Source organism: Echinicola rosea, assembly GCF_005281475.1.
Taxonomy (GTDB): Bacteria; Bacteroidota; Bacteroidia; order Cytophagales; family Cyclobacteriaceae; genus Echinicola; species Echinicola rosea.
This window is the reverse complement of sequence record NZ_CP040106.1, coordinates 542,845-567,870: the sequence shown is the minus strand read 5'-3', so window position 1 is coordinate 567,870 and position 25,026 is coordinate 542,845. Positions and strand designations below refer to the sequence as shown.

The 25,026-nt window shown below is 44.3% G+C and carries 20 protein-coding genes; 11 read left to right on the top strand and 9 right to left on the bottom strand.

Going from position 1 to position 25,026, the window contains the following annotated elements:
* Positions 1–122 precede the first annotated feature (122 nt).
* Entirely contained in the window at positions 123–1,361 is a 1,239-nt protein-coding gene (gene rocD / locus FDP09_RS02385; RefSeq protein ID WP_137401122.1) for an ornithine--oxo-acid transaminase, read from the bottom strand.
* 263 nt (positions 1,362–1,624) lie between these two features.
* On the opposite strand from rocD, the gene rpmB reads away from it, so the two are divergent.
* The 4 genes from rpmB (at position 1,625) to ftsY (ending at position 3,365) form a co-directional block, all read left to right on the top strand.
* A complete protein-coding gene (rpmB, locus tag FDP09_RS02380; RefSeq protein WP_137401121.1) occupies positions 1,625–1,867 on the top strand; it encodes a 50S ribosomal protein L28 in 243 nt (80 codons plus the stop codon).
* Between the two features lie 51 nt (positions 1,868–1,918).
* The gene (rpmG, locus tag FDP09_RS02375; RefSeq protein WP_015264419.1) at positions 1,919–2,101 is read left to right on the top strand and encodes a 50S ribosomal protein L33; all 183 of its coding nucleotides are present in this window, start codon (positions 1,919–1,921) and stop codon (positions 2,099–2,101) included.
* A gap of 53 nt (positions 2,102–2,154) precedes the next feature.
* Positions 2,155–2,307, top strand: coding sequence for a DUF4295 domain-containing protein (locus FDP09_RS02370; protein WP_015264418.1), 153 nt, complete (start codon positions 2,155–2,157; stop codon positions 2,305–2,307).
* Between the two features lie 98 nt (positions 2,308–2,405).
* Positions 2,406–3,365, top strand: coding sequence for a signal recognition particle-docking protein FtsY (gene ftsY / locus FDP09_RS02365; protein WP_112783670.1), 960 nt, complete (start codon positions 2,406–2,408; stop codon positions 3,363–3,365).
* Positions 3,366–3,928: 563 nt separating this feature from the next.
* Here the strand turns inward: ftsY and FDP09_RS02360 are convergent.
* Positions 3,929–5,713 carry a RagB/SusD family nutrient uptake outer membrane protein gene (locus FDP09_RS02360; RefSeq protein ID WP_137401120.1) on the bottom strand — a complete coding sequence of 595 codons (1,785 nt, stop codon included), beginning with the start codon at positions 5,711–5,713 and terminating at the stop codon, positions 3,929–3,931.
* Positions 5,714–5,732: 19 nt separating this feature from the next.
* Complete coding sequence (locus tag FDP09_RS02355) at positions 5,733–8,972, bottom strand: SusC/RagA family TonB-linked outer membrane protein (protein WP_137401119.1); 3,240 nt, start codon at positions 8,970–8,972, stop codon at positions 5,733–5,735.
* 589 nt (positions 8,973–9,561) lie between these two features.
* Between FDP09_RS02355 and FDP09_RS02350 the strand changes: the two genes are divergently transcribed.
* From FDP09_RS02350 to FDP09_RS02325, 6 genes are all read left to right on the top strand, one after another.
* The gene (locus tag FDP09_RS02350) at positions 9,562–11,028 is read left to right on the top strand and encodes a Gfo/Idh/MocA family protein (RefSeq protein WP_137401118.1); all 1,467 of its coding nucleotides are present in this window, start codon (positions 9,562–9,564) and stop codon (positions 11,026–11,028) included.
* Between the two features lie 653 nt (positions 11,029–11,681).
* Positions 11,682–11,864, top strand: coding sequence for a hypothetical protein (locus FDP09_RS02345; RefSeq protein WP_137401117.1), 183 nt, complete (start codon positions 11,682–11,684; stop codon positions 11,862–11,864).
* A 264-nt stretch (positions 11,865–12,128) separates the two neighbouring features.
* Entirely contained in the window at positions 12,129–13,442 is a 1,314-nt protein-coding gene (gene rimO, locus FDP09_RS02340; protein WP_137404917.1) for a 30S ribosomal protein S12 methylthiotransferase RimO, read from the top strand.
* A 206-nt stretch (positions 13,443–13,648) separates the two neighbouring features.
* Positions 13,649–13,897, top strand: coding sequence for a hypothetical protein (locus tag FDP09_RS02335; RefSeq protein ID WP_137401116.1), 249 nt, complete (start codon positions 13,649–13,651; stop codon positions 13,895–13,897).
* Between the two features lie 433 nt (positions 13,898–14,330).
* Positions 14,331–15,494 carry a hypothetical protein gene (locus FDP09_RS02330; RefSeq protein ID WP_137401115.1) on the top strand — a complete coding sequence of 388 codons (1,164 nt, stop codon included), beginning with the start codon at positions 14,331–14,333 and terminating at the stop codon, positions 15,492–15,494.
* Positions 15,495–15,522: 28 nt separating this feature from the next.
* Positions 15,523–16,530, top strand: coding sequence for an adenosine kinase (locus FDP09_RS02325; protein WP_137401114.1), 1,008 nt, complete (start codon positions 15,523–15,525; stop codon positions 16,528–16,530).
* A gap of 46 nt (positions 16,531–16,576) precedes the next feature.
* Here the strand turns inward: FDP09_RS02325 and FDP09_RS02320 are convergent, their stop codons facing one another.
* From FDP09_RS02320 to FDP09_RS02310, 3 genes are all read right to left on the bottom strand, one after another.
* Entirely contained in the window at positions 16,577–17,245 is a 669-nt protein-coding gene (locus tag FDP09_RS02320; RefSeq protein WP_137401113.1) for a LuxR C-terminal-related transcriptional regulator, read from the bottom strand.
* Between the two features lie 101 nt (positions 17,246–17,346).
* The gene (locus FDP09_RS02315) at positions 17,347–19,269 is read right to left on the bottom strand and encodes a hypothetical protein (RefSeq protein WP_137401112.1); all 1,923 of its coding nucleotides are present in this window, start codon (positions 19,267–19,269) and stop codon (positions 17,347–17,349) included.
* 662 nt (positions 19,270–19,931) lie between these two features.
* Positions 19,932–20,198 (bottom strand): hypothetical protein, encoded by a 267-nt coding sequence (locus tag FDP09_RS02310; protein ID WP_137401111.1) that lies wholly within the window; start codon positions 20,196–20,198, stop codon positions 19,932–19,934.
* 213 nt (positions 20,199–20,411) lie between these two features.
* Here FDP09_RS02310 and FDP09_RS02305 point away from each other — a divergent pair, with 213 nt between their 5' ends.
* Positions 20,412–20,597: a hypothetical protein gene (locus tag FDP09_RS02305; RefSeq protein WP_137401110.1), complete on the top strand. Its 186-nt coding sequence runs from the start codon at positions 20,412–20,414 to the stop codon at positions 20,595–20,597.
* Positions 20,598–21,297: 700 nt separating this feature from the next.
* Here FDP09_RS02305 and FDP09_RS02300 read toward each other — a convergent pair.
* The 3 genes from FDP09_RS02300 to FDP09_RS02290 all read right to left on the bottom strand — a co-directional run bounded on the left by FDP09_RS02300 (position 21,298) and on the right by FDP09_RS02290 (position 24,960).
* On the bottom strand, positions 21,298–22,785 hold the full coding sequence (locus FDP09_RS02300; protein WP_137401109.1) for a Do family serine endopeptidase: 1,488 nt from the start codon (positions 22,783–22,785) through the stop codon (positions 21,298–21,300).
* A 207-nt stretch (positions 22,786–22,992) separates the two neighbouring features.
* Positions 22,993–23,421, bottom strand: a complete 429-nt coding sequence (locus tag FDP09_RS02295; protein ID WP_137401108.1) for an Hsp20/alpha crystallin family protein — start codon at positions 23,419–23,421, stop codon at positions 22,993–22,995.
* A 204-nt stretch (positions 23,422–23,625) separates the two neighbouring features.
* Positions 23,626–24,960, bottom strand: a complete 1,335-nt coding sequence (locus tag FDP09_RS02290; protein ID WP_137401107.1) for an alpha-L-fucosidase — start codon at positions 24,958–24,960, stop codon at positions 23,626–23,628.
* Positions 24,961–25,026: the final 66 nt, after the last annotated feature.

Genomic DNA, 25,026 nt, shown 5'->3' with positions numbered 1-25,026 from the left:
AAAGGGGGAAGAAGGGAATGTCTTTATGGTAAATGTCAAACCTTGTCAAGACCCTGCTGGGATTGTGAGGTATGGATATAAAAAAGCCCGGTCTGTAGAAGAGCCGGGCTTTTGAAAATGGATTATTTAAAATCTGATATGGTCTTTTCAATGATATCACAACAATCGTGAAGCTGTTCTTCGGTAATGACCAGGGGCGGTGCAAAACGGATAATATTGCCATGGGTCGGTTTCGCCAAGAGCCCGTTTTCTTTCAGTGCCAAGCACAGGTTCCATGCGGTATCGCTTTCTTCTGAGTCATTGATGACAATGGCGTTTAGAAGCCCTTTGCCACGCACGAGCTTGACCAGGTCGGACTTGTCCACAAGTTCCTGCATTCGTTTTCGAAAGAGTTTGCCGAGCTTGTCGGCATTTTCGGCCAACTTTTCGTCCTTGACCACATTTAGGGCGGTCATGGCCACTTTTGCTCCGAGGGGATTGCCTCCGAATGTGGACCCATGCTGCCCGGGCTGGATGACCTCCATGATGTGATCATCTGCCAATACTGCCGATACAGGGTAGAATCCCCCTGAAATGGCCTTCCCTAAAATAAGCATGTCGGGCTTTACATCTTCATGATCGCAGGCAAGTAATTTTCCCGTCCTGGCAATACCTGTTTGGATTTCATCTGCAATGAAGAGTACGCCGTGTTCTTTACAAGTCTTGGCTACTTCTTTGAGATAGCCTTCCTTGGGGACATATACGCCTGCTTCTCCTTGGATAGGTTCTACCAAATAGCCGATGATGTTTTTGGAGGAATTCAATACTTCCTTGAGGGCATCGATGTCATCATGGGGGATGGTGACAAAGCCTGGCGTATAGGGGCCGAAATTTTTCCTGGCAGTTTCGTCGTTAGAGAAAGAAATGACCGTGGTAGTCCTGCCGTGGAAATTGTTCTTGGCCACGATAATGGTACCTTCGTTTTCGGGGATGCCTTTTTTCTCGTAGCCCCATTTTCTGGCGATCTTGATGGCTGTTTCGACACCTTCGGCTCCCGTGTTCATGGGCAGGACTTTGTCAAAGCCGAAATATTCGGTGAGGAATTTTTCGAACGGTCCAAGTACGTCATTATGGAATGCCCTGGAAGTGAGTGTGAGGGTGCCTGCCTGATCGGTGAGCGTTTGAAGGATCCTTGGATGGCAGTGTCCTTGGTTTACTGCTGAGTAGGATGAAAGAAAATCATAATATTTTTTACCTTCCACATCCCACATAAAAACGCCTTCCCCTCTTGAAAGGACGACAGGTAGTGGGTGGTAATTGTGGGCGCCATGGTTGTTTTCCAGCTCAATGGCTTGTTGACTTGAGGTTATTGGTTGCATCATGAGCTAAGTCTTTTAAATTTTTGTATATTTGGGTTTTCTACTTTATAACAAAGGTAGAAAAAACACCAGCTTTACCATAAATGCAGCAAATATGTTGCCTGGTAGCCCTGTTTTGAGGAAAAATTTGCAAGGTTTTGTTGTCAGGTGGATGAATCCCAATAGTTTAGCCAATTATTTTTGGTTGCTCTTTTGGTAATTCCCGAAAACTTCCGATATTTGCAAACTCAATTAGAAAAACGTCTTAAAAATTACGATCATATATCATGGCAAAAGTTTGTGACATCACCGGTAAAAGACCTCGAGTAGGTAATAATGTATCGCACGCGAACAACAAGACCAAGCGTAAGTTTTATCCTAACCTGCACAAGAAGAATTTCTACGTGCCAGAGGAAGATGCTTGGATCACGTTGAAGGTATCTTCAAAAGCGTTGAGAACAATCAACAAAAAGGGCATCAGTGCTGTTTTGAAAGAGGCTCAAGCAGAAGGACACATTATCATTAAGTAATCATCCACCACGGCGGACAAGTTTCCGAATCCAATAAAAATAGATAGAGCGATGGCTAAGAAAGGTAACAGAGTTCAAGTGATTTTGGAATGTACAGAGCACAAGAGCAGTGGTGTTCCAGGCACTTCAAGATATATCACGACCAAAAACCGTAAGAATACTACTGAGCGATTGGAGCTTAAAAAATACAACCCAATCCTGAAGAAAGTAACGGTTCATAAAGAAATTAAATAAGTTTTAAGGAGTGGACGGTTTGCTGCGGCAAGCTGTCATTAAACCTAAAAGATATGGCTAAGAAAGTAGTAGCAACCCTGAAGAAAGAAGGTGGTGTAACTTACGCTAAGGTGATCAAGGCAGTGAAGTCTGAGAAAACCGGTGCGTACACTTTCAGAGAAGAAATGGTACCTACCACTGAGGTGAAGGATACCCTTGCAAAATAATTGCCTTGCTAAAATCGTAATGCAAAAAGGATAAATCCCTCTCGATTGGTTTCGGGAGGGATTTTATGATTATATTCGGGTCAAAGATGTGAACAACTATGGGAATTTTTGGATTTTTTTCTAAAGACAAAAAAGAAAGCCTCGACAAAGGGCTTGAGAAAACCAGCGAAAACCTCTTCTCCAAACTTGGTAAGGCTGTTATCGGCAAGTCCAAGGTGGATGATGAAGTCTTGGATGAGCTGGAAGAAATTTTGATCACATCCGATGTGGGCGTGGATACGACCATAAAGGTGATCCAGCGAATCGAAGAACGTGTGGCCCGAGACAAATACGTCAATACGGCCGAGCTGGATAAAATCCTGCGTCAGGAGATCGTTGGTCTTTTGGAAGAAAGCAATGAAGAGGATCTTTCCAATTTTGAATTGCCCAAGGACAAAAAACCTTATGTCATCATGGTGGTGGGCGTAAATGGCGTCGGCAAGACCACAACCATCGGTAAACTGGCCCACCAATTCAAAAATGCCGGTAAATCCGTAGTGCTTGGTGCAGCAGATACTTTCCGTGCCGCAGCGGTGGACCAATTGATCCTGTGGGGCGAGCGTGTGGACGTCCCGGTAGTGTCCCATGGCATGAATGCTGATCCCGCCTCCGTGGCTTTTGATACGGTGAAAAAAGGCGTGGACATGGGGGCGGATGTGGTGATCGTGGATACGGCTGGCCGACTGCATACCAAAGTCAACCTGATGAACGAACTCAGCAAGATCAAGCGGGTGATGCAGAAATTTATCGACGATGCACCGCATGAAATCCTATTGGTGCTGGACGGATCCACTGGCCAAAATGCCTTTATTCAAGCAAAAGAATTTACCAAAGCCACCGAAATCAACGCGCTGGCCATTACTAAACTGGACGGTACGGCAAAGGGCGGTGTGGTGATCGGGATTTCCGACCAATTTAAGATTCCCGTTAAGTATATTGGTGTCGGCGAGAAGATGACCGATTTGCAGATTTTTAACAGAACGGAGTTCGTGGATTCGCTGTTTAAGAAGAAATTGTAGCCTGCAAATCCCAAGGAAAGTTAGACACAGGTTTTCTTCACTGCCTATTCTTATTCATCGGGTGGTGAATTAAGATAGATTTTTGGATGCTGACAAAGGATCAAGCGGTATTTCTGGGGATGATAGGTTTCTTTAATTATTGGACAATGATATGCCATTAGGGTACAAAACAATTATAAATTCCTTTCAGAGCAGGTTACAAAATGCTTTTGGTGCCTTTGTGGCATGTTTATGAATCGGGGGTTTTGCCATTAAGAAAACTGGCAGCCCCAACTTTTCCGCTTGATCCACTTTTTCGCCCATCCTGAATTCCTGACAGTTAATTGTACAGCAAATAAAAAGACGCCGATTCGCATCAGCGTCTTTTTGAAAAAGTAAAGCAAGGAGTTGAAAAAATTATCGTTTGCTGTACGAATACCAAAAGTACTTATTTATTTACCTGTCCATAAGGATGTGTCATTATGAATAGTTTAAATCAAATCTTCACAATTAATATTTAATTAATATAAAAAAAGGAGCCCTAAGAGGACTCCTTTTGTATTGTATGCAAAAGCTGATTTTGCTTAATTGTACCCCGGGTTTTGTTTGAGCATAGGTGTTCCGTCTTTAACGCTCAGGTCGATCTGACGTTGGGGGATGGGGTAATAATTGTTTTTGGGGGCGCTAAAGCTGCCATCTTTCACATCTTGGGTGATAGTGCCCTGGTAATCAAAATAGGCATTTAGCTCTTGCTCTGCGATTCCCCACCTTACCAGGTCAAAGAAGCGATGGCCTTCCATGGCCAGTTCCAGCTTTCTTTCAAAGTAGATGGCCTTTAGTGCATCTTCTTGACTGCCAAACTGTGTTGCTGTGTACAATTCGATGTTGTAGTTGGCAGCTGGGGTATTGGTAAATCCGTCCATAGGAGCACTTTCATCGACATAGGTCTTTAGGAATCCGTCAGGATTCATGGCCCTCATTCTGATTTGGTTTACCAAATTCATGGCTTCTGTCAGGTTGCCCAGGTGGGCTTCCGTCTCGGCACACATGAGGATGACATCTGCAAATCGAATGATGTGGACATTGATGGCCGTGCCTGGAGCCCAGGAGCTTTGGTCTGCATAAAGGTCCTGTGTCGCCTGCCAATAGATGGTCTTTTTGGGCGCGTACGGGCCGCCGTAGGTTTGGTCCCTCACCCAACTTTGTCCGGGGTGATGGCCCCAGTCATGGTAAGGTACGCCCCGTCTGCCAACTGTCCAGTCCAGTCTCGGGTCAAGCGATCCAGTGTACGGTTCGAAATCCTGCGAGGAAGTAATTCCCATGTCTGATTTTACGGGGTTTTGATTATAACTATCCAAGAATGGAAGGCCTGAGGAGGCGTCTGTCTTAAAGGAATTGACCAAATTCTGAGTGGGCTGGTAAAAACCGCAGCACCTGAACGGGCTGTTGTATGGGAAATTCAGCATGTTTCCGGAGTTGGAGTTGGAGATGGTACCGGTTCCAGAATTAGCCACCATTTGGATGTCAAAGATGGTTTCAGCATTATTTTCCTTCGCGGCATCGAAGTTGTCTGCAAATTTGTCCAGCAATGTATATTTGGTGCCTGCTGGGTTTACACCTGTTTCGATGACTTCCTTAAAGATGGTGTTGGCTTCTTGGTACTTTTTCTGGTACAAGTAAGTCTTTCCAAGGTAAGCGGCTGCCGCCCACTTATTCGCCCTGGCAAACTCGGGCTGTGTAGGAGGTAGGTTTTCATAGGCAAACTGGAAATCCGCTTCGATCATCGGCCAGATATCCTGATCGTTTGGCTGATTGGGGTCTTCAGTGGTTTCGTCGATCCAAGGGACCATATTGAACATCTTCTTGAGCTCAAAGTAGAAATGTCCACGTAGGAACCTGGCCTGTCCTGCGATATCTTGCCGCTCGCTGTCCGTCAGCTCTTCTACATTTGGGATAAGTTTGAGGACATTGTTAGCCCTTTTTATCCCCTCATATGTGGCTTTCCATTTGGTGTTGAAGAAGCCGTTGGATGGGCTGGAATAGAAGTTGACAATGGGGTCGATAGCGGGCTGATCACCGGCAAAACTTCCTTTGGAGGCCTCGCCGCCTGCGACGGTTCCGTAGATCCAGTTTTCGGGAGCGGCTTCCCAGCCATTGCCACCGCCAAGGGCGTCTGTGCCTCCTTCTCCTTGTCCATCCAGTGCAGCGTAAGCGCCGATCAGCAGCTTGTTTACCCCGTCACGGGTGGCCAGTACATCGTCTCCCAAGGCTCCCAAGGCCGGTTGGTCCAAGTATTCCTCCGAACATGATGGCATAAAACCGATGAGTAGCATGCCGAGTATAAAATATTTAATGGTTGCGTATTTCATAACTTATAGAATTTCAAGTTTAGAACGTTAAGTTAAGGCCAAAGATGAATTGGCGTTGGTTGGGGTATTGCCCTTCATCGATACCAAAACTGGTCGTGCCACCGGATATCTCAGGATCCAGTCCCGAGTAGTTGGTGATCGTAAACAGGTTGGCCGCTTGGGCGTAGAGGCGTAGTCCTCCGATACGGTAGCGATCCAGGAATGCCTGGTCAAAGGTGTATCCGATTTGTGTCTGCCGTGCCCTCAGGTAACTCCCATTTTCGACAAAATATGAGTTGGGGACACCGGCTGTACTGAATGAGCCAGTGGTTTCCTGAATAGGGGCCGTAGCATTCATGTTTTCTGGTGTCCAAGAGTCATAAAGGGCCGTGTGGCTTTTGGCTCCTTGGAAAGAGCTGTAAAAGTCCGTCCACCATTTTACATTGTTCCAGATGTCATTTCCGCTTACGCCATACAGGAACATGCTGAAATCCCAATTGCGGTACTCCAGCCCCAAGTTGATACCATAAGTGAATTTAGGGTTGGGGTTGCCCAGTGGCGTTCTGTCATCAGGGGTGATGATGCCGTCACCGTCAGTGTCCTGGTATTTAAACCTGCCCAAGCCAATGCCATCTTGGTAGATTGCTTCTGAATCGCCCGTGGCCTCTGCAGCAGAGGCATTGGCATCGCTGATCTCTTGCTCAGAATTCCAAAAACCGATTACTTGATAGCCATAAAATTCGCTTACGGGGTGTCCCACTTGGTTTCGGATGATATTGCTTCCGTTAAACCTCCTGCCTTCTTGGTCAAAATACGGTACGCCATCTGCAATTTTCACGATTTCATTGCTGTAGGTAGTGAATGAAAGGGTAGTCGTAAAAGTCAGGTCCGTGGCCAAATTGAAGTAAGTGCTGGCATCCATGTCAAACCCTTTGTTGGTCATTTTGGCGATGTTGATGTATGGAGGTTCTGCTGCTCCTTGGGTGCCGATGACCTCAGGGTTGTAGAGCAGGTCGTCTACGGTTTTGTTATAGTAATCGAGGGTCAGTTGGACTTTGCCTTGCCAGAAGCTGGCGTCAATCCCGATGTTGGAGTTTATGTTGCGTTCCCACTTGGCATCGGGGTTTCCGATCCTTTGTTCCTGAAAACCTTCTTGGATCGTCGAGTTGCTGCCATCGATGGGGTAATAGGATGCGTTCCTGTTGCCCTCATAGGTAGAGTAGGCATTGCCGGGAGCTACATTGAGCTGATTGCCCATTTGGCCGTAACCGCCGCGAAGTTTAAGGTCATCGACCCAGCTGTTTTCTGGCATAAATTCCTCCTCTGAAATTCTCCAGCCAGCACTGACTGCTGGAAAGACGCCATATTGCTCGTTCAAGAAACGGGAAGAACCATCTCTTCTGACCGTGGCACTGAGGATGTATTTGTCATTGTAGGTGTAGTCCACTCTTCCAAATAGCGAAAACAGCGCATCTTTATAAACTGAGCTGGAGTGTTGTTGGGTGCCTGAACCATTGGTCAAAGTGACATAGTCCGGATCAAAAGAAAAATACCCTTGGGTGAATGCTTCCATGTCCCTGCCGTTGTTTCTGTAGGCTTCGGTGCCTAACAATACTGTCAAGTCGTGGCGTTCGTTAAATTCCCTTTTGTAGGTCAGGGTATTGGTCCAGGTGTAATTGAAGTTGAAATTTGCCCCTTCCGTATATTGGTTTACATTAAGGTTTTCGGAGTTTTCATACTCTGGAAATTGGAAGCGGTTATAGGTATTGCTGTAATACTGGCCGCCAAAGCTCGTCCTGGCGGTAAAATGCTCCAGGAAATCCACTTCCGCAAATACATTTCCAAAAAGCCTGGATGCCACCCCACGGTTGTTTTTGGTTCTCTCTTGGATGGCTACGGGGTTTTTGGCATTCCCTAAACCTGATCCGAAAGATCCCGCAAAATTACCCATGATGTCATAGACTGGAATGATGGGCTGCTGTCTGAAAGCCATGCCAATCGCACTTCCTTCTGTAAGGTTGTCGATGGTGGGGTTTTCTGAGATGGAATAGGTCAGGTTTTCGCCAATTCTGATGTTATCTGTTACGTTATAGGAGGTGTTTGACCGTATCGTGTAGCGTTTGAGGTAGGTGTTGGTCAACGTACCTTGCTGGTCAAAATAGCTCATGGAAAAGAAATAACTACCCTTGTCACTTCCTCCATTTACAGAAAGGTTGTGACTTTGGATCCGTGCCGGTGCAAAGATCTCCTGAAACCAATTGGTGCCGGTTTTATTGGCTTCTACAATTCGGTAGAAGTTGTCAAGTGCTTGTGGATCGGTGTAATAAGGGTTGACATTGTAGAGGGATTCATCGACTGTTTGCGCACCTACCGGTGCAATATAATTTGGCAGTACAGGATCAGGGCCACTGCCATACTGATCGTCATTGATGGTTCCGCCTGGATTGGTGTTTCTGAGGGCCATGAATTTAAGGTCTGCCATCTCTTGGGAGGAAAGGATGTCCCATGGATTGCCTCCTTGGACTTGTTGGGAGCCGATGTACATGTTGTAGTTTACTTTTACATCTCCCCTTCCTTTTTTGGTGGTGACGATAATGACACCATTGGCAGCTCTTGAACCGTATATGGAGGCAGCACCAGCATCCTTTAGGACTTGCATGGTCTCCACATCGTTAGGGTTGATGTCGTTGATATTGGGGGTGGGTACACCATCCACAATGAATAGCGGGGTGTTATTACCAAAGGTGTTGACACCACGAATCTTGATTTCAGGGGCTTGGCCGGGTTGGCCTGAGCCGGTGATGGTTACTCCGGATACCCTTCCTTGAAGCTGACTGGTGAGCTGGGGGCTGGGTTGTTGGGTCATTTCCTCCATCTTTACCACAGAAACGGCTCCTGTAAGGTCTTGCTTCTTCTGCGTGCCGTATCCCACTACGACGACTTCTTCCAGCCCGGTAATGTCTGTTTCCATGGATACATTGACCGTCGATTGCCCGTTCAAAGGTATTTCTTGGGTGGCGTATCCGATAAATGAAAATACCAGTGTAGCGTCTTCACTTACCTCTAGGCTGTAGTTTCCGTCCAGATCGGTAATGGTGCCTTTTGTCGTCCCTTTTTGGGAGATACTTACACCCGGAATGGATTCTCCATTTTCAGCATCCGTAACCTTTCCGGTTACTTGAATTGATTGCCCAAGGGCATTTGGAAAAGGGGCGCTGACACTCACAAAAAAGCATAGCAGTATCACCCCCAATTTAAAATTGGATAATAATTTAGACATAGGTTTGGTGTTAATTATGAATAAATAAAACTATTGGAAAGGAAAAGGTCAGTTAACCTGAATCGATATAGTTGTTCATAAAAATGACTTTAGCGTAGGTTTTTTAGGTTGTATTTTATAAATCCTTAAAATGAGAACGTTTGCATTTTTACGCATACGTAACCGGCCTGCCAAAGCAGGTAGCATAATTAGTTTCTTTGTACGTTAATTTTGGAGGATTATGGTTTATAATCAGACCTGATGGGCCTTGGAAAGTTATGCTTTGTTACAAAAAAATGGAAAATAAGCGATGTCAGTTAACGACTGAAATAACAATGGTGGCTTGGTTAGGATATTTTGGAGTTGCATAGGTTTAGTTTTTAGGGTTAAAATTGTATCATATTCTGGTAAATTATATAATATTTTTGGTAAAATAAAATTTTAATGAAAGGTATTTGTGGGATGGGATTTTTTATTGAAAGTCTTTGGTGCAAGATTATCCTGAGACAAGCCGGATAATCTGTACGAATCATAGTGCTTCAGAAATAAAAATGCCTTATTTTAGGTTGATAATTCGATTAAGCAAAAAAAATCAATCATTTAATAACCCATGGAAAAACCTAAGAAAACAGAGAGTCAAAACTCTCGAAGGAATTTTATTAAAAATGCAGCCTTAGCTTCTTCTGCCTTGATCGTGCCGAGGCACATACTGGGCGGTGTGGGCTTCACGGCTCCGAGTGACCAGCTGAATATCGCAGCGATTGGTGCTGGTGGCAAAGGAGCCAGTGACATTAAGAATGCCTCGGTCAATGGCCGCGAAAGAGTAGTGGCTTTATGTGATGTGGATTTTTCCGGTTCGGCTTCCCAATCGGTAAAGAATTTCCCCAATGCAAAGCTATATGCCGACTTCAGGGAAATGCTTGAAAAGGAAAAAGACATCGACGCCGTGACCATTTCTACTCCCGACCATGTTCACGGGCCTGCAGCGGCCTTTGCCATGGAAAGAGGTAAGCATGTTTATGTACAAAAACCCATGACGCACAATATCCGCGAAGCCAGGCTCCTTACCCAAATGGCCCGCGACCAGAAAGCCGTCACCCAAATGGGAAACCAAGGTGGATCCAATCCGCTATTGAATTTGGTGCAGCAGTGGATCGATTCAGATAAAATAGGCAAAGTTCACAAAGTAGAAATCTGGACCAACCGTCCCGTTTGGCCACAAGGCAATGCCTTCCCTAAGCCTGCTCCAGGCGAAAAGCCAGATGACCTTGCTTGGGATTTATGGCTGGGGCCAGCACCAGAGATACCTTACACGCCTAATCTCCATCCGTTCAACTGGCGAGGATGGTGGGATTATGGTACCGGTGCATTGGGGGATGTGGGGTGTCACTTGGTGGACATACCTTTCCGTACATTGGGCCTTCACTACCCTAAATCTGCTGAATGTAGCGTAGGGGCAGTATATTCTAAAATGTGGACGCCAGATTATCATCCGGAAGGTTGTCCTGCATCTTCATTCATCTCGCTGAAATTTGATGCTACACAGAAGAGCAAATCTCCCATAGAAATGACTTGGAGTGATGGTGGCATACGTCCAGCTCACCCAGATATCATTCCCGCAGATCATGATATTGGCGGTACCGATAGTGCCAATGGCGTGTTGATCATCGGAGAGAAAGGGATTATTTCTACCAATATCAATGACAGCAGCCCGCTGATGCCAAAACTATACCTCAATGACGGTACCACAGAGTTTGGTCCACAGACGGAGGATTTCCCAGAACCAGAATATGGTCACCAACGTAAGTGGGTGGATGCTTGTAAAGCAGGTTTTGGCAGTAAAGAGCATAAGGAACTTACCTCGTCTTTTGACTATGCCGGTCCGATGACCGAGACGGTACTGATGGGGAATCTGGCTATCCGAAGCTATATGCTCAGAAGGGAAAACGGCAACGGCGGCATGGATTATTATGGCCGTAAGAAGTTGCTTTGGGATGGTGACAAGATGCTGATCACTAATCTTGAGGAAGCTAATCAGTTTGTCGGCCGAACTTATCGAGATGGCTGGAAAGTGTAAGTGAGCCATAACATGGCCGGTGTCAGGTAATAGGGCTTTATGATCTACTCCGGTGGATCGAGCAAGCGGTATTTCTGATGCCGGGCATTATTTTTATCCATTCCCGATGGATAGATCGGGTAGCCATGCTGCTCAGGGCAAACGCGTTTAGTGTTTTAAAGGGAAACAATTTTCGTGTAGGCATAACATCATCCGTGCCGCTTGCACTCCTTCGGGAGGTTGAGGATAGCTTAGGTATAGCGGTTGGCTTGGTTGAGGTTAACCCGGAATCAATGCCGTTTAGTTAGTGCGTATCTGGAAAATACGGGTTCTATCTTTTTCCTTTGGCAGTTATTTTTCTAGCTAAATCCCTAGGTGGTTTTCATCCCTTTACCTCTGTCACTTTTTTGCTTCAGGTCAAAAAAGTAACCAAAAAAACCCGCCGCTACGCCACGGCGCACAGGTGTGCAGGTATTGGCCTAAAATTAAAACCTTCCCTCATGCAGGCAAACTCCTCCTTTTCTAGCTGCCAATATTCTTTTTGGCTAGTATTTCGTCAAACAAGCCTGCCTTTTTGCCCGCCCGCTTTTTAATTTCTTAACGCCCAATACCTGCAAGGCGGATTCAGTTGATAAGTCCCGTAAAGGTATCGCTTCCTTATTACGGCCCTTGGTATGGAAATTAAAATGGGTGACGGATCTCGGTCGCAGGGTAAATCCATGTTCCATTTTAAAAGGAATACCACAGGCCTAGATTTTTTTCTTTCTTTTTTCATCAATGGAAAAAAGGAAAAGGATAAAACCCACCAGGATGATCAGGTTTCCCCAGCCAAAGTCAATCAAAAAAAGGACTTTTAGGTATATGAAAAGAAGGAAATCCCCTTAACTAAACGGCATTGAGCCCAGAATATGCGTTAGCAACTGAGCATCCCGCCTCATCCGCCTTTGGCGGAGGGTCGTGCAGGTGACCACCTGCACCAAAAATGATTACACACAAATGGTAAGTTCCGTTGGAACGGCAGATATTAATGCAAATAGAAACATTTTTTTAAATGCGTTTGCCCTACCATGCTACTGCCCTTTGCTGATCTTTTTGTACTTTTGCAGCAAAGAAGAAAAGATTTGAAGGCGAGAACATTAAAAAAGGACAAGGTGAACATCATCACCATGGGATGCTCCAAAAACCTGGTGGATTCTGAGGTGATGTTGACCCAGTTAAAGGGCAATGGGATCAATGTTTCCCACGAGTCCGAGCAGCAGGATAATAATATAGTCATCATCAATACTTGTGGTTTTATAGATAATGCCAAGCAAGAGTCGATCGATACCATTCTCCAATATGTGGATGCCAAGGAGAGGGGCTTGGTCGAGAAGGTGTATGTGACGGGCTGTCTTTCGCAGCGGTATAAGGATGATTTGGAAAAGGAGATCCCTTTGGTGGACGCTTTTTTCGGCACGAGGGAACTTCCGGCTTTGCTGAAGAAGTTTAAGGCTGATTATAAGCATGAGTTGGTAGGGGAGCGGCTGTTGAGCCATCCTTCGCACTATGCGTATATGAAAATTTCGGAAGGATGTGATCGTCCTTGTTCATTTTGTGCCATACCACTGATGCGTGGTGGACATGTTTCCAAACCGATCGAGGAATTGGTCAAAGAAGCGGAACATAAAGCCGCCAATGGCACCAAAGAGCTATTGCTGATAGCCCAAGATTCCACCTATTATGGTTTGGATATTTATAAAAAGCGACGACTGGCCGACCTGATGAAGGCTCTGGCTGATGTGAATGGCATTGACTGGGTAAGGCTGCATTATGCCTATCCTACGGGTTTTCCGATGGATGTGATCGACGTGATGGCCGAGCATCCCAATATTTGCAACTACTTGGATATCCCCCTTCAGCATGGATCTTCGGATGTGCTCAAGGTCATGCGCCGTGGGACCAGTCGTGAGAAACAGGAAGAACTTATCCATCGGATTCGGGAAAAAATCCCCGGGATTGCGATCAGGACTACACTGATTGCTGGGCATCCGGGAGAAGGAGAGAAGGAATTTCAGGAAATGGTGGATTTTGTGGAGCGGATGAAATTTGAGCGATTGGGAGTATTTACCTATTCACATGAAGAAGATACGCACGCATTCACAATGAATGATGATGTCCCTGATGAAGAAAAGCAGGCCAGGGCCAATCACCTCATGGAAGTACAGGAACAAATTTCCTTTGACCTCAACCAAAAAAGAGTGGGGGAGACGTTTAAAGTGCTGGTGGACAAGAAAGAAAATGGGTACTTTGTGGGGAGAACGGAGTTTGATTCTGTAGAGGTGGACAATGAGGTGCTGATCGATGCTTCAAAGCATTATTGTAGGATTGGTGATTTTGTCCAGGTCAAGGTAAATGAAGCTACCGAATTTGATCTCTATGGTGATGTCATTGATTAGTATCGTGTTGAAAAATACTCAATGAAAGGCCGGCTTGATAGCTGGCCTTTTACTTTTTTTTGAATAAATGCGCGTTATTTTTTAGGTTTTTCTTATATTAAGGACTAAGTGTAAGTGGTTTTTCCGTTTAAGGAAGATATTTCAGACCCAGAATCGCCTCGTTTGATTACCTAGTGAGGAAAATAGTTTATCGAAAATTCAGAGAAATGAGAAAGCTAATCGCCTATCATTTAGTGACTATTTTGCCCATGATGATTGTCATGCAGCTTTTTGTTTTTGATTATATTGGATGGTATAATTTTGTGTCGTTATTCCTGCTTTACTTTTTTATTTATAGACCGATCATGGACTATAAGCGACTTAAGTCGAAGGGGCTTGTAGATCGTAAGGAATTTCTAAAGTCTTGGGGCTTTGTCCGTTTTAAGTTTGTGCAAGAACTGATGTTTAAAATTTAGTATCAAGCGTAAAAGTTGGGGACTGCCAGTTTTCTTAATGGCAAAACCACCGATACATAAAAGTGCCGCAAAGGTCTCAAAGGCACAAAGTGCATGTTGGACCTGCATTGAAAGATTACACTCGAGAGCTACCCCAGAGGGCGATATATTTGTATCCATGGGTAAAGCCCATGGTAAATTGGCCATCCAACGTTTTCGGATTTAGCCACATTTCCCTCCCTATTCCCCCGCAAATTTCCGCTAATACCCATTCGTGCGAATAGAGGAAGCCCATCGTTTTAAGGTATGAAATTTTCTTTTATAAGGTCATGTCAACATTCGTCCCCCAGAAATATTGCTTGATCCATAATACTGGCGAGATAAGGGTCGGGCATCTTTTCTATTCCCCTAAAAACTCCCTATTTTTAGCCTTTCAAAAAAACAACAGTAGCAGATGAATGTACTGGAAGTAACCAGTTCCGCTGATGCGCGGGAATTTTTGGACATGGCCGTTCGCCTGTACCAAAAAGAAAAGAACTGGATCAGGCCGATAGATGCAGATATAGAAGGACTTTTTGACCCGAAGACCAACAAATTGTTTCGAAAAGGTGCCAAAGCTAAGCGGTGGTTGCTGTTGGATGATAGTGGAAAGACTATTGGCAGGATCGCTGCTTTTACCAATCCCAAGTGGAAGGACAAGCAGCCGACAGGAGGGGTGGGCTTTTTTGAGTGTGTCAACAACAAAGAGGCTGCATTTAAGCTCTTCGATACGGCAAAGGCTTGGCTGGGGGAGCAAGGAATGGAGGCCATGGACGGTCCAGTAAACTTTGGTGAGCGGGACAAGTGGTGGGGGTTGCTTGTGGAGGGATTTACCCCGCCAAACTATAACATGCCCTGGAATTTTGCGTATTATCAAGCTTTTTTTGAGGAATATGGATTTAAGGTTTATTTCAAGCAATATACCTACATGCGGCCGGTAAAGGGGGTGGATTTTGATCCTAAATTCCATAAACGGGCGGCCATTACCATAGATGATCCTGATTATGAATACCGATACCTAAAAGGGAAGGAATTGAACGAAAGGTTTCCCGAGTACTTTGTAGAGGTTTACAATAAGGCTTGGGCGCGTCATATGGGGAAGACCATGGCCCTAAAGGAAGCCCAGCTCATGCTCAAGAAGTTGAAGCCAGTAGTGGATGAGAAATTGATTTATTTTGGGTTCTATAAAGGAAAGCCGGTCAGTTTCTTTATTTCCATTCCTGAGCTTAACCAGATTTTTAAGTACGTTGACGGAAAAATGAACTGGGTGGGCAAGATAAAATTCCTTTACCACAAGATTTTTAATCCGCCGGATAAAATGCTTGGATTGGTGTTTGGGGTAGTACCAGAACAGCAAGGCAAAGGGGTGGAAAGTGCCATGGTGAAGAAATTTAATGATATGTCTTCGCAGGCATCATTTCCGTATGAGACCATTGAAATGAACTGGATCGGAGATTTCAGCCCTAAAATGATGCGGGTGTGTGAGCAGTTGTACGCAAAGATTTATAAGACCCATCATACTTACCGGTATCTTTTTGATCGCGAAAAACCGTTTGAGAGGCATAAAATATTTGAATAAATCAGTTGGATGAGTTGATAACGAACGTATGAAAAAGAAATATAATGTAGTGGGCATGGGAAATGCCCTTGTAGATATTGAATTTAAGGTCACTGACCAATTCCTAACGGAAAATAAAGTCGAAAAAGGCTTGATGACGTTGGTGGATGAACCGCGTCAAAATGAGCTTATGGCCGTGATCAATACCGCAGAAGCCAAAAAGCAATGCGGTGGATCAGCTGCCAATTCGGTGATTGCGGTGAGCCAATTCGGAGGAAGTGCATATTATAATTGCAAGGTTGCCAATGACTTGTTGGGAAAGTTTTTTGTGGAGGACTTAAAGGCTTCCGGCGTCACCAATAATCTGCAACCAGACCGGTTGGAAGATGGCATTACGGGAAAATGCCTGGTGATGGTGACCGAAGATGCAGAACGCACGATGAACACTTACCTGGGCATCACGGAGAATTTTTCCACGAAGGATATCAATGAAGCCGTGATCAATGATGCCGAATACCTCTATATTGAAGGGTACTTGGTGACTTCTCCAAATGGAAAGGCTGCCATGAAGCAAGCTAAAAGGTTGGCTGAAGCGCAAGGAACCAAAGTGGCCCTTACCTTCTCAGACCCAGCCATGGTAAAATACTTTAAAGAAGGTTTTGAAGAAGTGATCGGCGCGGGAGTGGACTTGTTGTTTTCGAATGAAGAAGAAGCGAAGCTTTTTACGGGTGAAGAGGATTTGATGAAGGCTCGGGAAGAATTGAAAAAAGCAGCCAAACGATTTGTGATCACGAAAGGGAAAAATGGTGCCATAATTTATGATGGGGATACATTTATCGATATAGAACCGTACGAAACGGAAGCCATTGATACGAATGGGGCTGGAGATATGTTTGCTGGTGCATTTTTGTTTGGTATCACCAATGGCCATTCTTATGCCTCCAGTGGCAAGTTGGCCAGTTTGGCCTCCTCGAAGGTGGTGAGCCAGTTTGGCCCCCGGTTGGAGTGGCATGAGGCCAAAGAGGTATTGGAGAGATTACGCCCCGAACTTGGGTAAATAGAAAAATTGTTGGCCTTTGAAGGAGATCCAGTTGGGGTCTCCTTCAATATTTTACCCCAAGTTTAAATGCCAATTTGACCAGTTCACTGGTCTTGTTGCATTTAAGTTTTTTGAAGATATTTTGTTTGTGTTTTTTGACCGTTTCTTCCGCGATGAACAGGCTAGGCCCTATTTCTTGAGCGGTCAGGCCTTCTGCAAATTTCAGAAAAATTTCCATCTCACGTTTTGTAAGGCTTTCAAGTAGCCTGATGGGTGCCCCATGGTCAGCGGAGAGTTCGTTTTGGGGGAGCAGCAGTGATATTGCGTAAAGCGGCTTGTTGGCGGCAGTGCGGGTGATGGTTTTGGTCGTTCCTGCCATGATCTGCCAATTTCCTTTTGCGTCCTTGAGTTTGTACGTAAGGTCAAGGTATTTTTCCCTGTCTTCATTGAAGAATGTTAGGGAGCGGAAAAGCGTTGGGTAATAAGAAGGATGAATTGTTTTGAGGTAGTAAATATAATCCATCCCTGACAGGAAATTATTTGGAAAACCATAAAACGCTTTGCAGGCATTATTGATATGTACGGGTCTGTAATTGCCTATGTCGTGGAGGGTGAGCAGTGCAGTTTTGTAATTGACAAGCCGGTCATATGCATCGAGGTCCAGTTCATGCCCCTTTATGATATTGGACTTAGCCAGTTCGGTGATCAGGAGGTCTAACTTTTGGTGTAGCATTGTAGTAGTGGAGAAATGGCTTTTTAAAATAAATCATTATCTCCTATAAAAGCAAAACACCAGCTCCTACCGCTGGTGTTTTATAATTTAGAAGGTTTCCCTTAGACCATTGCGAGGCTAAATGAAAACATTGTATCCATAATGCCATTTTCCAGATACAGCTCTAGTGCAAAGAGGAAGTTCAGGCGTTTTGCCTTTTTCCATATATTTTTTCGCAACATACTCTTTAGTGAAAGGTATCGCATCCTAACTTCATTTTTCAATACCAAGAAGAGACCGATTTTCCTTTTTGACACTCCATCTGATGTACTAGGAACCAAATCCAGGAGCAGGTTAGCAATATCCAAATAGGTTTTTCTGTGGAAGGCTGCCGTTGCTTCGGAGGTAGAAGTTGATACGTTCTGCAGTTTTCGAAGGTCAACGAGTTTGGTGTTTTTAGCACTTTTGACGAAGTCATCCACCACTTGGTTCATGGATGCGTACCTTTTTTCTTCTTTAAAAGAGGGGGTAGGGGCATTGATCAGGATCAGTTGTTTCTGCTTAGGAATAAGTTTTCTAATAGTGAGCAGGTGGTGGTGAAAATCCTTTGGGGAGATTAAGCCCAAGTGTTCGAAGTGTGCCTTAAAGTCCTTCAAGACCTTTTCGTCGAAATGATCTGCTCCTCTTTCTTTAAAGTATTTGATCAGTGATGAATGGTTGGCCGTTTCGGTGAGTATGCCTTCCCTTTTGCCAAGAGCCAATTTTGTGCCGGACTGCTTATGCTGATAGATATGCTGATAATAATCTGCTTCCAAGGCTATGACAATGCTGTCGGCGGTGTTTTTTAAAAGGTTCGTTTCAAAATAGTTTTGGTCAAAAAAGGGAATGCCTGGAATCGAGTAAACTTGTTTTTTAGTCGAACCAGATAGCTGTATGGCTCCGAGCAATGCTTGGGTATGCGTAGGGTAAACGGGGATGTTGCTCGATACGTAATTGGTTTCCTGTGTGATTTTGAAACCCGAATTGGAAAGGTAAAAGAGTGTTTGTTTGTAATCGCAAGGACCCCGGAAGTATAGTTGCTGTTGATTGTGGTCAGAAGCAATTTTGCCAGTTAAGGGTGAGGGTGTGCTTGTGGAGATTTCCTCTATCCAGTCTGGTTCTGAACGGTCCAGTACCTCTGCAACTTCTGGCACTACATGTAATTCTGGGAAGCCTAGTTTTGCGTAGAGGTATTGCGGGATTCCCAAATTTAATATACGGCAGGAGAATACAAAATGGCTTAGCCGATTACATGTCTTATCCAAGCTGTAAAATCCAATGATGCCATATTCACCAAAGTTGTCCCTTACCTTGACCAGTGCTGACTCACTGGACGAGCTGTCGATCAATGCAGCAGTTTGTTCCTGGCTTAGTCGAACTTTCGTAAAGTTAAGTTGATTGGTCCTTTGCAATAGTTCGTGCAACCTGTCTTGATGAGGGGATAAGTCATGAATGAGTTCTACTTGGATTCCTGAGGATTTTAGAAAATCCATGTTGTCGTCGTAGGACTTTTTAGCTTCGTGCTTTTTTTCGAGTATCTTATATTGCTTCAGTCTGGATAAGTTAGTGTCATCCTTGCCTTCAAAAGCTTCATGGTTGTCGATTTGCTCGATGAAATCAGGGAAATGGGCATTGATGCAGGGGTTGTAGAACCTTGCCTCTTCCAAGTTGGAGTGGTTGTCGTCCAGAAAGAGTACATTGGGACTTCTAAGCTGACAGTTTTCGATGATGTTCCTGATCAATACTCCTTTTGGGCTCCAGTCAATGGCTGGAAATACGAAATAATCCCAGACCCCAAGTTCTTGGAGTTTTTGTTTGGCAACATCATAGTCATTCTTGGAGACGATGCTATTGATAATGCCCCTTTTGGATAGTTTTTTAACAAGTTCGATGTTTTCAGGGATTGGAATGATACCTTCTTCACTGAGTGTTCCTTGCCAAAAGGTTTCATCCAAATCCCAGATGATAAGCTTTATGCTTTCCACCTGCAGAAGTAGCGTTTCCATAGTAAGAGAGAGTAATGGTTACTTTAAGTTGTCGTTCCTTTCGGAGAATCAATTCTCCGAAAGGCAATTGAAAGGTCGTTTGAGAATTAGGTGTTTTCTACCAAATTAAATCCAAAATTCCTTTCTGATTATTTATGTATACAATATCGTTTTTATGCACTAAAAAGTAAAACAGATACATAAAAATGTTTTTAATATATTTTATTTCTGTTTTTTCGATTGATGAAAAAATGGGTTTTTTCCATATGGAATAGCTAGCAAAAATGATTTTTCGTTAAGTAGAGTTGAAAAATGTAGTTGTTGGGTTGAAATTTTAATAAAGCTAATTTTTTTAGTAATGGATACAGGCTAAGTGGGAAACCGCCAGTTTTAGTGGGTTTTTATGGAGGATTGCCTTGATGCTGAAGCTCAGAGCTAAATGGAGTAGTTGGGGGAAACATACCAAATACCAGCTGCATTTCTGGTTCCGCATTTGAAACGCGGACTGCTGAGAACGGAATTTGTAATGCCCTGCCCCCATACAAGTAAATCCTTGGGCATCAGCAGATGGCTTAAACCCGTTTTATGCATTAGGAATTGTAATAGATAGGCTAATGCATAAAGCGGGCAATGTCGTTTAGTTAAGGCCATTTCCCTGTTTTCACCTGCTAGGAGTTTCTTTTCTATTTGACTTTAACTGTATGGCTTTGGCCATTTTGGTGGATTTTATCCTTTTCCTTTTTTCCATTGATGAAAAAAGAAAGAAAAAAATCTAGGCCGGTGGTCTGCCTTTTAAAATGGAACATGGATTTCCCCTGCGACCGAGACCCGTCACCCATTTTAATTTCCACCCGATGGCTACGACCTAAAAGTGAGTGGGTCTCGCTGTTCCACGACGCGAGCCAACTCACTTTCTTAACGGCCTCCACCATTGGCTGGAAAACAGGCATACCAAGGGCCGTCAAAAGCAAGCGATACCTTTTTGGGACTTATTAACTGAATTCGTCTTGCAGGTATTGGGCGTTAAGAAATTAAATAGCGGGTAGGCAAGAATGCAGGCTTGTTTGACGAAATACTAGCCAAATAGAATGTTGGCAGCTAAAAAAGGAGGAGTTTGCTTGCATGAGGGAAGGTTTTAATTTTAGGCCAATAGCTGCACACCTGTGCGCCGTGGCGTAGCGGCAGGGTTTTTTGGTCACTTTGTGTGTCCTGAAGTTCGGGAAACCGGACATGCTATCCAACTGATGTCGAATAGGGCGTTACAACCCTTGGCACGACGGCTGGGACTGGATCAGGCAGACCAGTCAAATTCCCCTGATGGTGCTGCGCTTTCAAGGCTGTGGTACTGAGCGATCAGAAGGAATGTGTTTCGAAAAGCTGAACGAAAGTGAACCGTTCGATGAAGTGTCGTGAAAAATACTTCCTGTCAAAACCGGGGGCTAGAGTAACTTCCGGGACAAAATAGGCAGCGCAGACTGAGAGTTGGCCTATTGGCAGGCGGCATTAAGGCGGCAGGAGTTCGAAACAGGCGGTTGGATGGAACAGGAGAACCATCCCCTTTGATAGGGATGGGGCGGATCAGTCCGTAGTAGTGTTGAAAGCTCTGGAAACGGAGAAAGAGCGAAGGGACTGAGGCAATCGGTTTTGAATGGTTCCACAACCTAAAAACTAGGGAAGATGGAGTTGTTTGAAACAAAATCTGGAACATCAGATTTGATTGTCAAGAGCCGTATGACGGGAGACTGTCACGTACGGTTCTGAGAGAGGCTTGGGCATAGGGCCCAGGCCTACTCGACTTTGACCTGAAGCAAAAAAGTGACAAAGGTAAAGGGATACAAACTATCTTGGAATTTAACAAGAAAAATAATTAAACCAATATTTCCAGATACACGCTAACTAAACGACATTGATAAAGCGGGTTAAACTGAAGTTTGTGGGGTTAGATGAAAAAAACAGATGTTGGTTATTCTAGCCGGGTGCAAAGCATAAAAAAACCACCTGCTCAAAGCAGGTGGTTTTAACACATACATAAACCAACTAAACACTATACTAATTATCAAGTTTTAATTCAAAATAAGATTTTTGGCCGTTTGGATAAAAGCCTAAGATCATTACCTCGTCACCTTTATTTCGCTGGAGCTTGTTTTTAAGATCATCCGCTCCGCTCACCCTGTCTCGTCCTATGTGGGTGATCACAAAACCTTCTCTAGCACCAGCCTCTTCCCATTTGTCGTTATCGATGTTGTCGATTACCGCTCCACCTTCGATTTCTAGGTGCTCTTGTAGGGAGATGTCCAAATCCTTAAAGGTAACTGATTCGAATTCTGTGGCTTTTACTTCAGCCTTTTTGACCACTTTTGTAGTGCCCGAGATGTTTTTCAAGGTGGCGGTCGCTTCGTGTTCTTCGCCATTTCTCAGGAATTTCAGATCTACTTTATCTCCAGGGCGTTTTCGCGCCACCATCTCTTGTAGCTTGGACACATTGGTTGTCTGTACACCATCTACTTGGATGATGATATCGCCTTTTTGGAGGCCGGCTTCATCGGCGCCAGAGTCCTCGTTTACCTTATCTACGTACACCCCTTGGTTTGCTTTGGTGTCGAGGTCAAGGTATTGTTTGGCAACGCTTACATCTTGGATTTGGATGCCCAGTAAGCCGCGTTGCACCGCTCCGTATTCCAATAGGTCGTCCATCACTTTCTTAACGATAGCGCTCGGGACGGCAAAGGCATAACCGCTAAATGCGCCAGTCTGGCTGGCAATGGCTGTATTTATACCAATTAGCTCACCTGCAAGGTTCACCAAGGCCCCTCCGGAGTTTCCTCTATTAACTACGGCATCTGTCTGGAGGAATGACTCGATCTGAAGGTTGTTGTTTTCGTTTCTTAAAATGCCTATGTTTCTGGCTTTGGCGCTGATGATACCTGCTGTTACGGTAGAAGTGAGGTCAAATGGATTTCCTACTGCTAATACCCATTCGCCTACTTTGGTTTTGTCAGAGTCTCCGAATGGTACAAAAGGGAGGTCTGATGCATCAATTTTCAGCAAGGCTAAGTCTGTAGTGGGGTCAGTGCCGACTACTTTGGCATCGTAGTTAGTATTGTCAAATAGGGTGACTTGGATTTCCTTGGCATCGTCTATGACGTGGTTGTTCGTGGCGATGTAGCCGTCTTTAGAGATGATCACACCTGATCCAGAACTCATGCCTTCCATGGGAGGCTGCTGGCCACCGTCAGGATACCGGAATTCGAAAAACTCTTCCAAGGGATTTCCACTTCTCCCTCGCCGTTGCATGGTTACTTTGCTTTTGATATGTACTACAGCTGGTAGTACTTGATCAGCAGAAGCCACAAAATTAATCCCGTCAGGGACATTGAACTTGTCGTCCTTTAACCAATTCACAAAACTTGTGTTTTGCTTTTGTTCGAAAGTGGTTACTTTTTTTGACGGAGATAAAAGACTTACTCCTGCTACTGCTATCAATCCCCCGAGGATGGAGGCCAGGATAATGCTGAGAAAGAATTGCTTTCTATTCATGTTGTTCTCCTTTAGTTTGTTTTACTGTAACAAATACACGATTAAGCATACGGTTTGTTCCCAAATATCGTGTAAAGATCACTATAAAATAGCTTATTTAACACCTTTTAACAAAGGAAGTAATGATGGTGGTGGTCTTCTTCCACCAAATTGCCAGGGTTTAATATTAAACTGAAAAAAAAATAAGTGGGTTGCCCCACTTATCATTTATTTTATTTCGATGGATGATTTCAGCACCTTTTTCTCGCTTTTAGGGAGTGTGACTTTTAGGATGCCATTCTCATATTTTGCTTCAATTTTGTCTGGAGAGACATCTTCGGGCAAAAAGAATGATCTACTAAAAGATCCGTACTGAGTTTGGATGGTGTGGTAGTTTTTGCCTTCTTGGGCTTCTTTGCTTTTTCTTTCACCTGAGATGATAAGCTTGCCATCTACCAAGTCGATTTTGAAGTCCTCTTTTTGGATTCCGGGTACCGACAGTTCTACCTCATAGTTGCTTTCATCTTCGCTAATGTCCACTGAAGGAGTGAACTTTTGAGGGCCTGTTTGGAGTGAGTCGTTAAAGAACTTGTCCAATAGTCCACTGAAGGTAGAAGGATAATTGGGCTCCAATTGATTATATCTTACGAGTTTCATAATAGTATGATTTTAAAGTTTTTAAATTGTTTTTATTTAACTACGATCATACTACAGTGAATTCTGTACCAATCTCCTTTTTTCTTGATTTTACTGACTTTATGGCGTTTTTATACGCTTTCAGAGGTGTTATCATGTCAAAATGACTGTTTTTCAAGCAAAAAAAGAGTCGTTTTTGACTCTTTTTAAGGTACTGGGTGTTGATTAGTTGCTTTCGATTACTTGACCTTTTTCGCGATAGAGGTCTATTTCTCCATCAAGAAGTACCGCGATGACCGTAATGTCTTTGTCATAGACATTGTCTGGGATATCGATGTATTTAAGCCCGGGGACTTTGCTCCAATATTGTTTACCTACTTCGCGATGGTCGAGTTTAGTGCCATTGCCGACCACCCATATCCTGTTGATTTTGTTTTTCAGGCCTTTAATGACCAATGATTCATTCACTTTGTAGTCCAGGTAGATGTAAAGTGTTTTTCGGTCTTTGGAAAGTGTGGTGGGGGCGTAAACGTGCCCTTGTGGGATTCCGGCCTGGGTGTCATAAATGGCCGCAGCGTGTTTGTCGGTCCATCTTCCGAATGATTCCAGGATATTGACCGCTTTGTCAGGGATAGTCCCGTCGGGTTTAGGACCAAGATCAAGTAGGAGATTCCCACCCATGTGGAGGCAGTCCACAAAAATCCTCAGGAGTTCGTTAGGACTTTTATAGTTGTCGTCATTGTGCTGGTAGCCCCAGCTGTTGTTCATGGTGAGACAGAGTTCCCAGTATTTGCTGCTTGGACGGGTTACAGGGACGCCTTGTTCAGGAGTTGCATAGTCGCCTAGATTTCCTCCTATCCGGGAATTGACGATGACGTTTGGGTTCTTCTTTAGCAGTTGTGCTTTCAGTTCTTTGCTTCTCCACTCTTCTGCTGAGTGTTCCCAGTCACCATCAAACCAATAAAGGTCGGGGTCGAAATTAGAGGAGAGTTCATCAAGTTGTTTGAAATTAAATTCTACGAATTTCTGGAAGCGCTCTGGTTCATCCTTATAGCGGTATTTGGTGCGGGTTTTTCGGTCATAATCCGGATGGGACCAGTCCAAGACCGAATAATACAGCCCCTTTTTGAGCCCTTCTTTTTCCAGGGCGTTCATAAATGGCGCAATGAGGTCTTTTTTTGCGGGCGTTTTTTTGACTACAGTGAGGTCACTTACCTGACTGTCCCAAAGGGCTACTCCATCGTGGTGTTTGGCGGTAATAACGGCATATTTGGCCCCGGAGGATTTGATGAGCTTGGCCCATTTTTCAGGGGCATAATTGGATGCTGTAAATCCTTCGACCTGCTTCATGTAGTCGTCATAGGAAATGTAGTCGTTAAAAAATGACCACGATTCGTCGATTCCATTGACCGAGTAGATGCCCCAATGGATAAAGATCCCCAGTTTGGCATCTTTGAACCATTCCATTTTCTGGTCTTCGTGGTTAGTTTGGGCCAGAAGCTTGCCGGTGATCAAACTGCAGAAGAGGATAAGGAATAGCTGTTTGCTCCAGTTTTTCATGTTTTGTTTGATTTATTAGTCCAGTTTACCTAAGGTCGGTATTCAAAAGTAATTATATATAAAATA

What these genes read in the sequence shown, in the direction of transcription:
- rocD (WP_137401122.1), bottom strand. Translation starts at nt 1,361, where the DNA reads ATGATGCAACCAATAACCTCAAGTCAACAAGCCATTGAGCTGGAAAAC.
- rpmB (WP_137401121.1), top strand. Translation starts at nt 1,625, where the DNA reads ATGGCAAAAGTTTGTGACATCACCGGTAAAAGACCTCGAGTAGGTAAT.
- rpmG (WP_015264419.1), top strand. Translation starts at nt 1,919, where the DNA reads ATGGCTAAGAAAGGTAACAGAGTTCAAGTGATTTTGGAATGTACAGAG.
- FDP09_RS02370 (WP_015264418.1), top strand. Translation starts at nt 2,155, where the DNA reads ATGGCTAAGAAAGTAGTAGCAACCCTGAAGAAAGAAGGTGGTGTAACT.
- ftsY (WP_112783670.1), top strand. Translation starts at nt 2,406, where the DNA reads ATGGGAATTTTTGGATTTTTTTCTAAAGACAAAAAAGAAAGCCTCGAC.
- FDP09_RS02360 (WP_137401120.1), bottom strand. Translation starts at nt 5,713, where the DNA reads ATGAAATACGCAACCATTAAATATTTTATACTCGGCATGCTACTCATC.
- FDP09_RS02355 (WP_137401119.1), bottom strand. Translation starts at nt 8,972, where the DNA reads ATGTCTAAATTATTATCCAATTTTAAATTGGGGGTGATACTGCTATGC.
- FDP09_RS02350 (WP_137401118.1), top strand. Translation starts at nt 9,562, where the DNA reads ATGGAAAAACCTAAGAAAACAGAGAGTCAAAACTCTCGAAGGAATTTT.
- FDP09_RS02345 (WP_137401117.1), top strand. Translation starts at nt 11,682, where the DNA reads ATGGAAATTAAAATGGGTGACGGATCTCGGTCGCAGGGTAAATCCATG.
- FDP09_RS02335 (WP_137401116.1), top strand. Translation starts at nt 13,649, where the DNA reads ATGAGAAAGCTAATCGCCTATCATTTAGTGACTATTTTGCCCATGATG.
- FDP09_RS02330 (WP_137401115.1), top strand. Translation starts at nt 14,331, where the DNA reads ATGAATGTACTGGAAGTAACCAGTTCCGCTGATGCGCGGGAATTTTTG.
- FDP09_RS02325 (WP_137401114.1), top strand. Translation starts at nt 15,523, where the DNA reads ATGAAAAAGAAATATAATGTAGTGGGCATGGGAAATGCCCTTGTAGAT.
- FDP09_RS02320 (WP_137401113.1), bottom strand. Translation starts at nt 17,245, where the DNA reads ATGCTACACCAAAAGTTAGACCTCCTGATCACCGAACTGGCTAAGTCC.
- FDP09_RS02315 (WP_137401112.1), bottom strand. Translation starts at nt 19,269, where the DNA reads ATGGAAACGCTACTTCTGCAGGTGGAAAGCATAAAGCTTATCATCTGG.
- FDP09_RS02310 (WP_137401111.1), bottom strand. Translation starts at nt 20,198, where the DNA reads ATGCCTGTTTTCCAGCCAATGGTGGAGGCCGTTAAGAAAGTGAGTTGG.
- FDP09_RS02300 (WP_137401109.1), bottom strand. Translation starts at nt 22,785, where the DNA reads ATGAATAGAAAGCAATTCTTTCTCAGCATTATCCTGGCCTCCATCCTC.
- FDP09_RS02295 (WP_137401108.1), bottom strand. Translation starts at nt 23,421, where the DNA reads ATGAAACTCGTAAGATATAATCAATTGGAGCCCAATTATCCTTCTACC.
- FDP09_RS02290 (WP_137401107.1), bottom strand. Translation starts at nt 24,960, where the DNA reads ATGAAAAACTGGAGCAAACAGCTATTCCTTATCCTCTTCTGCAGTTTG.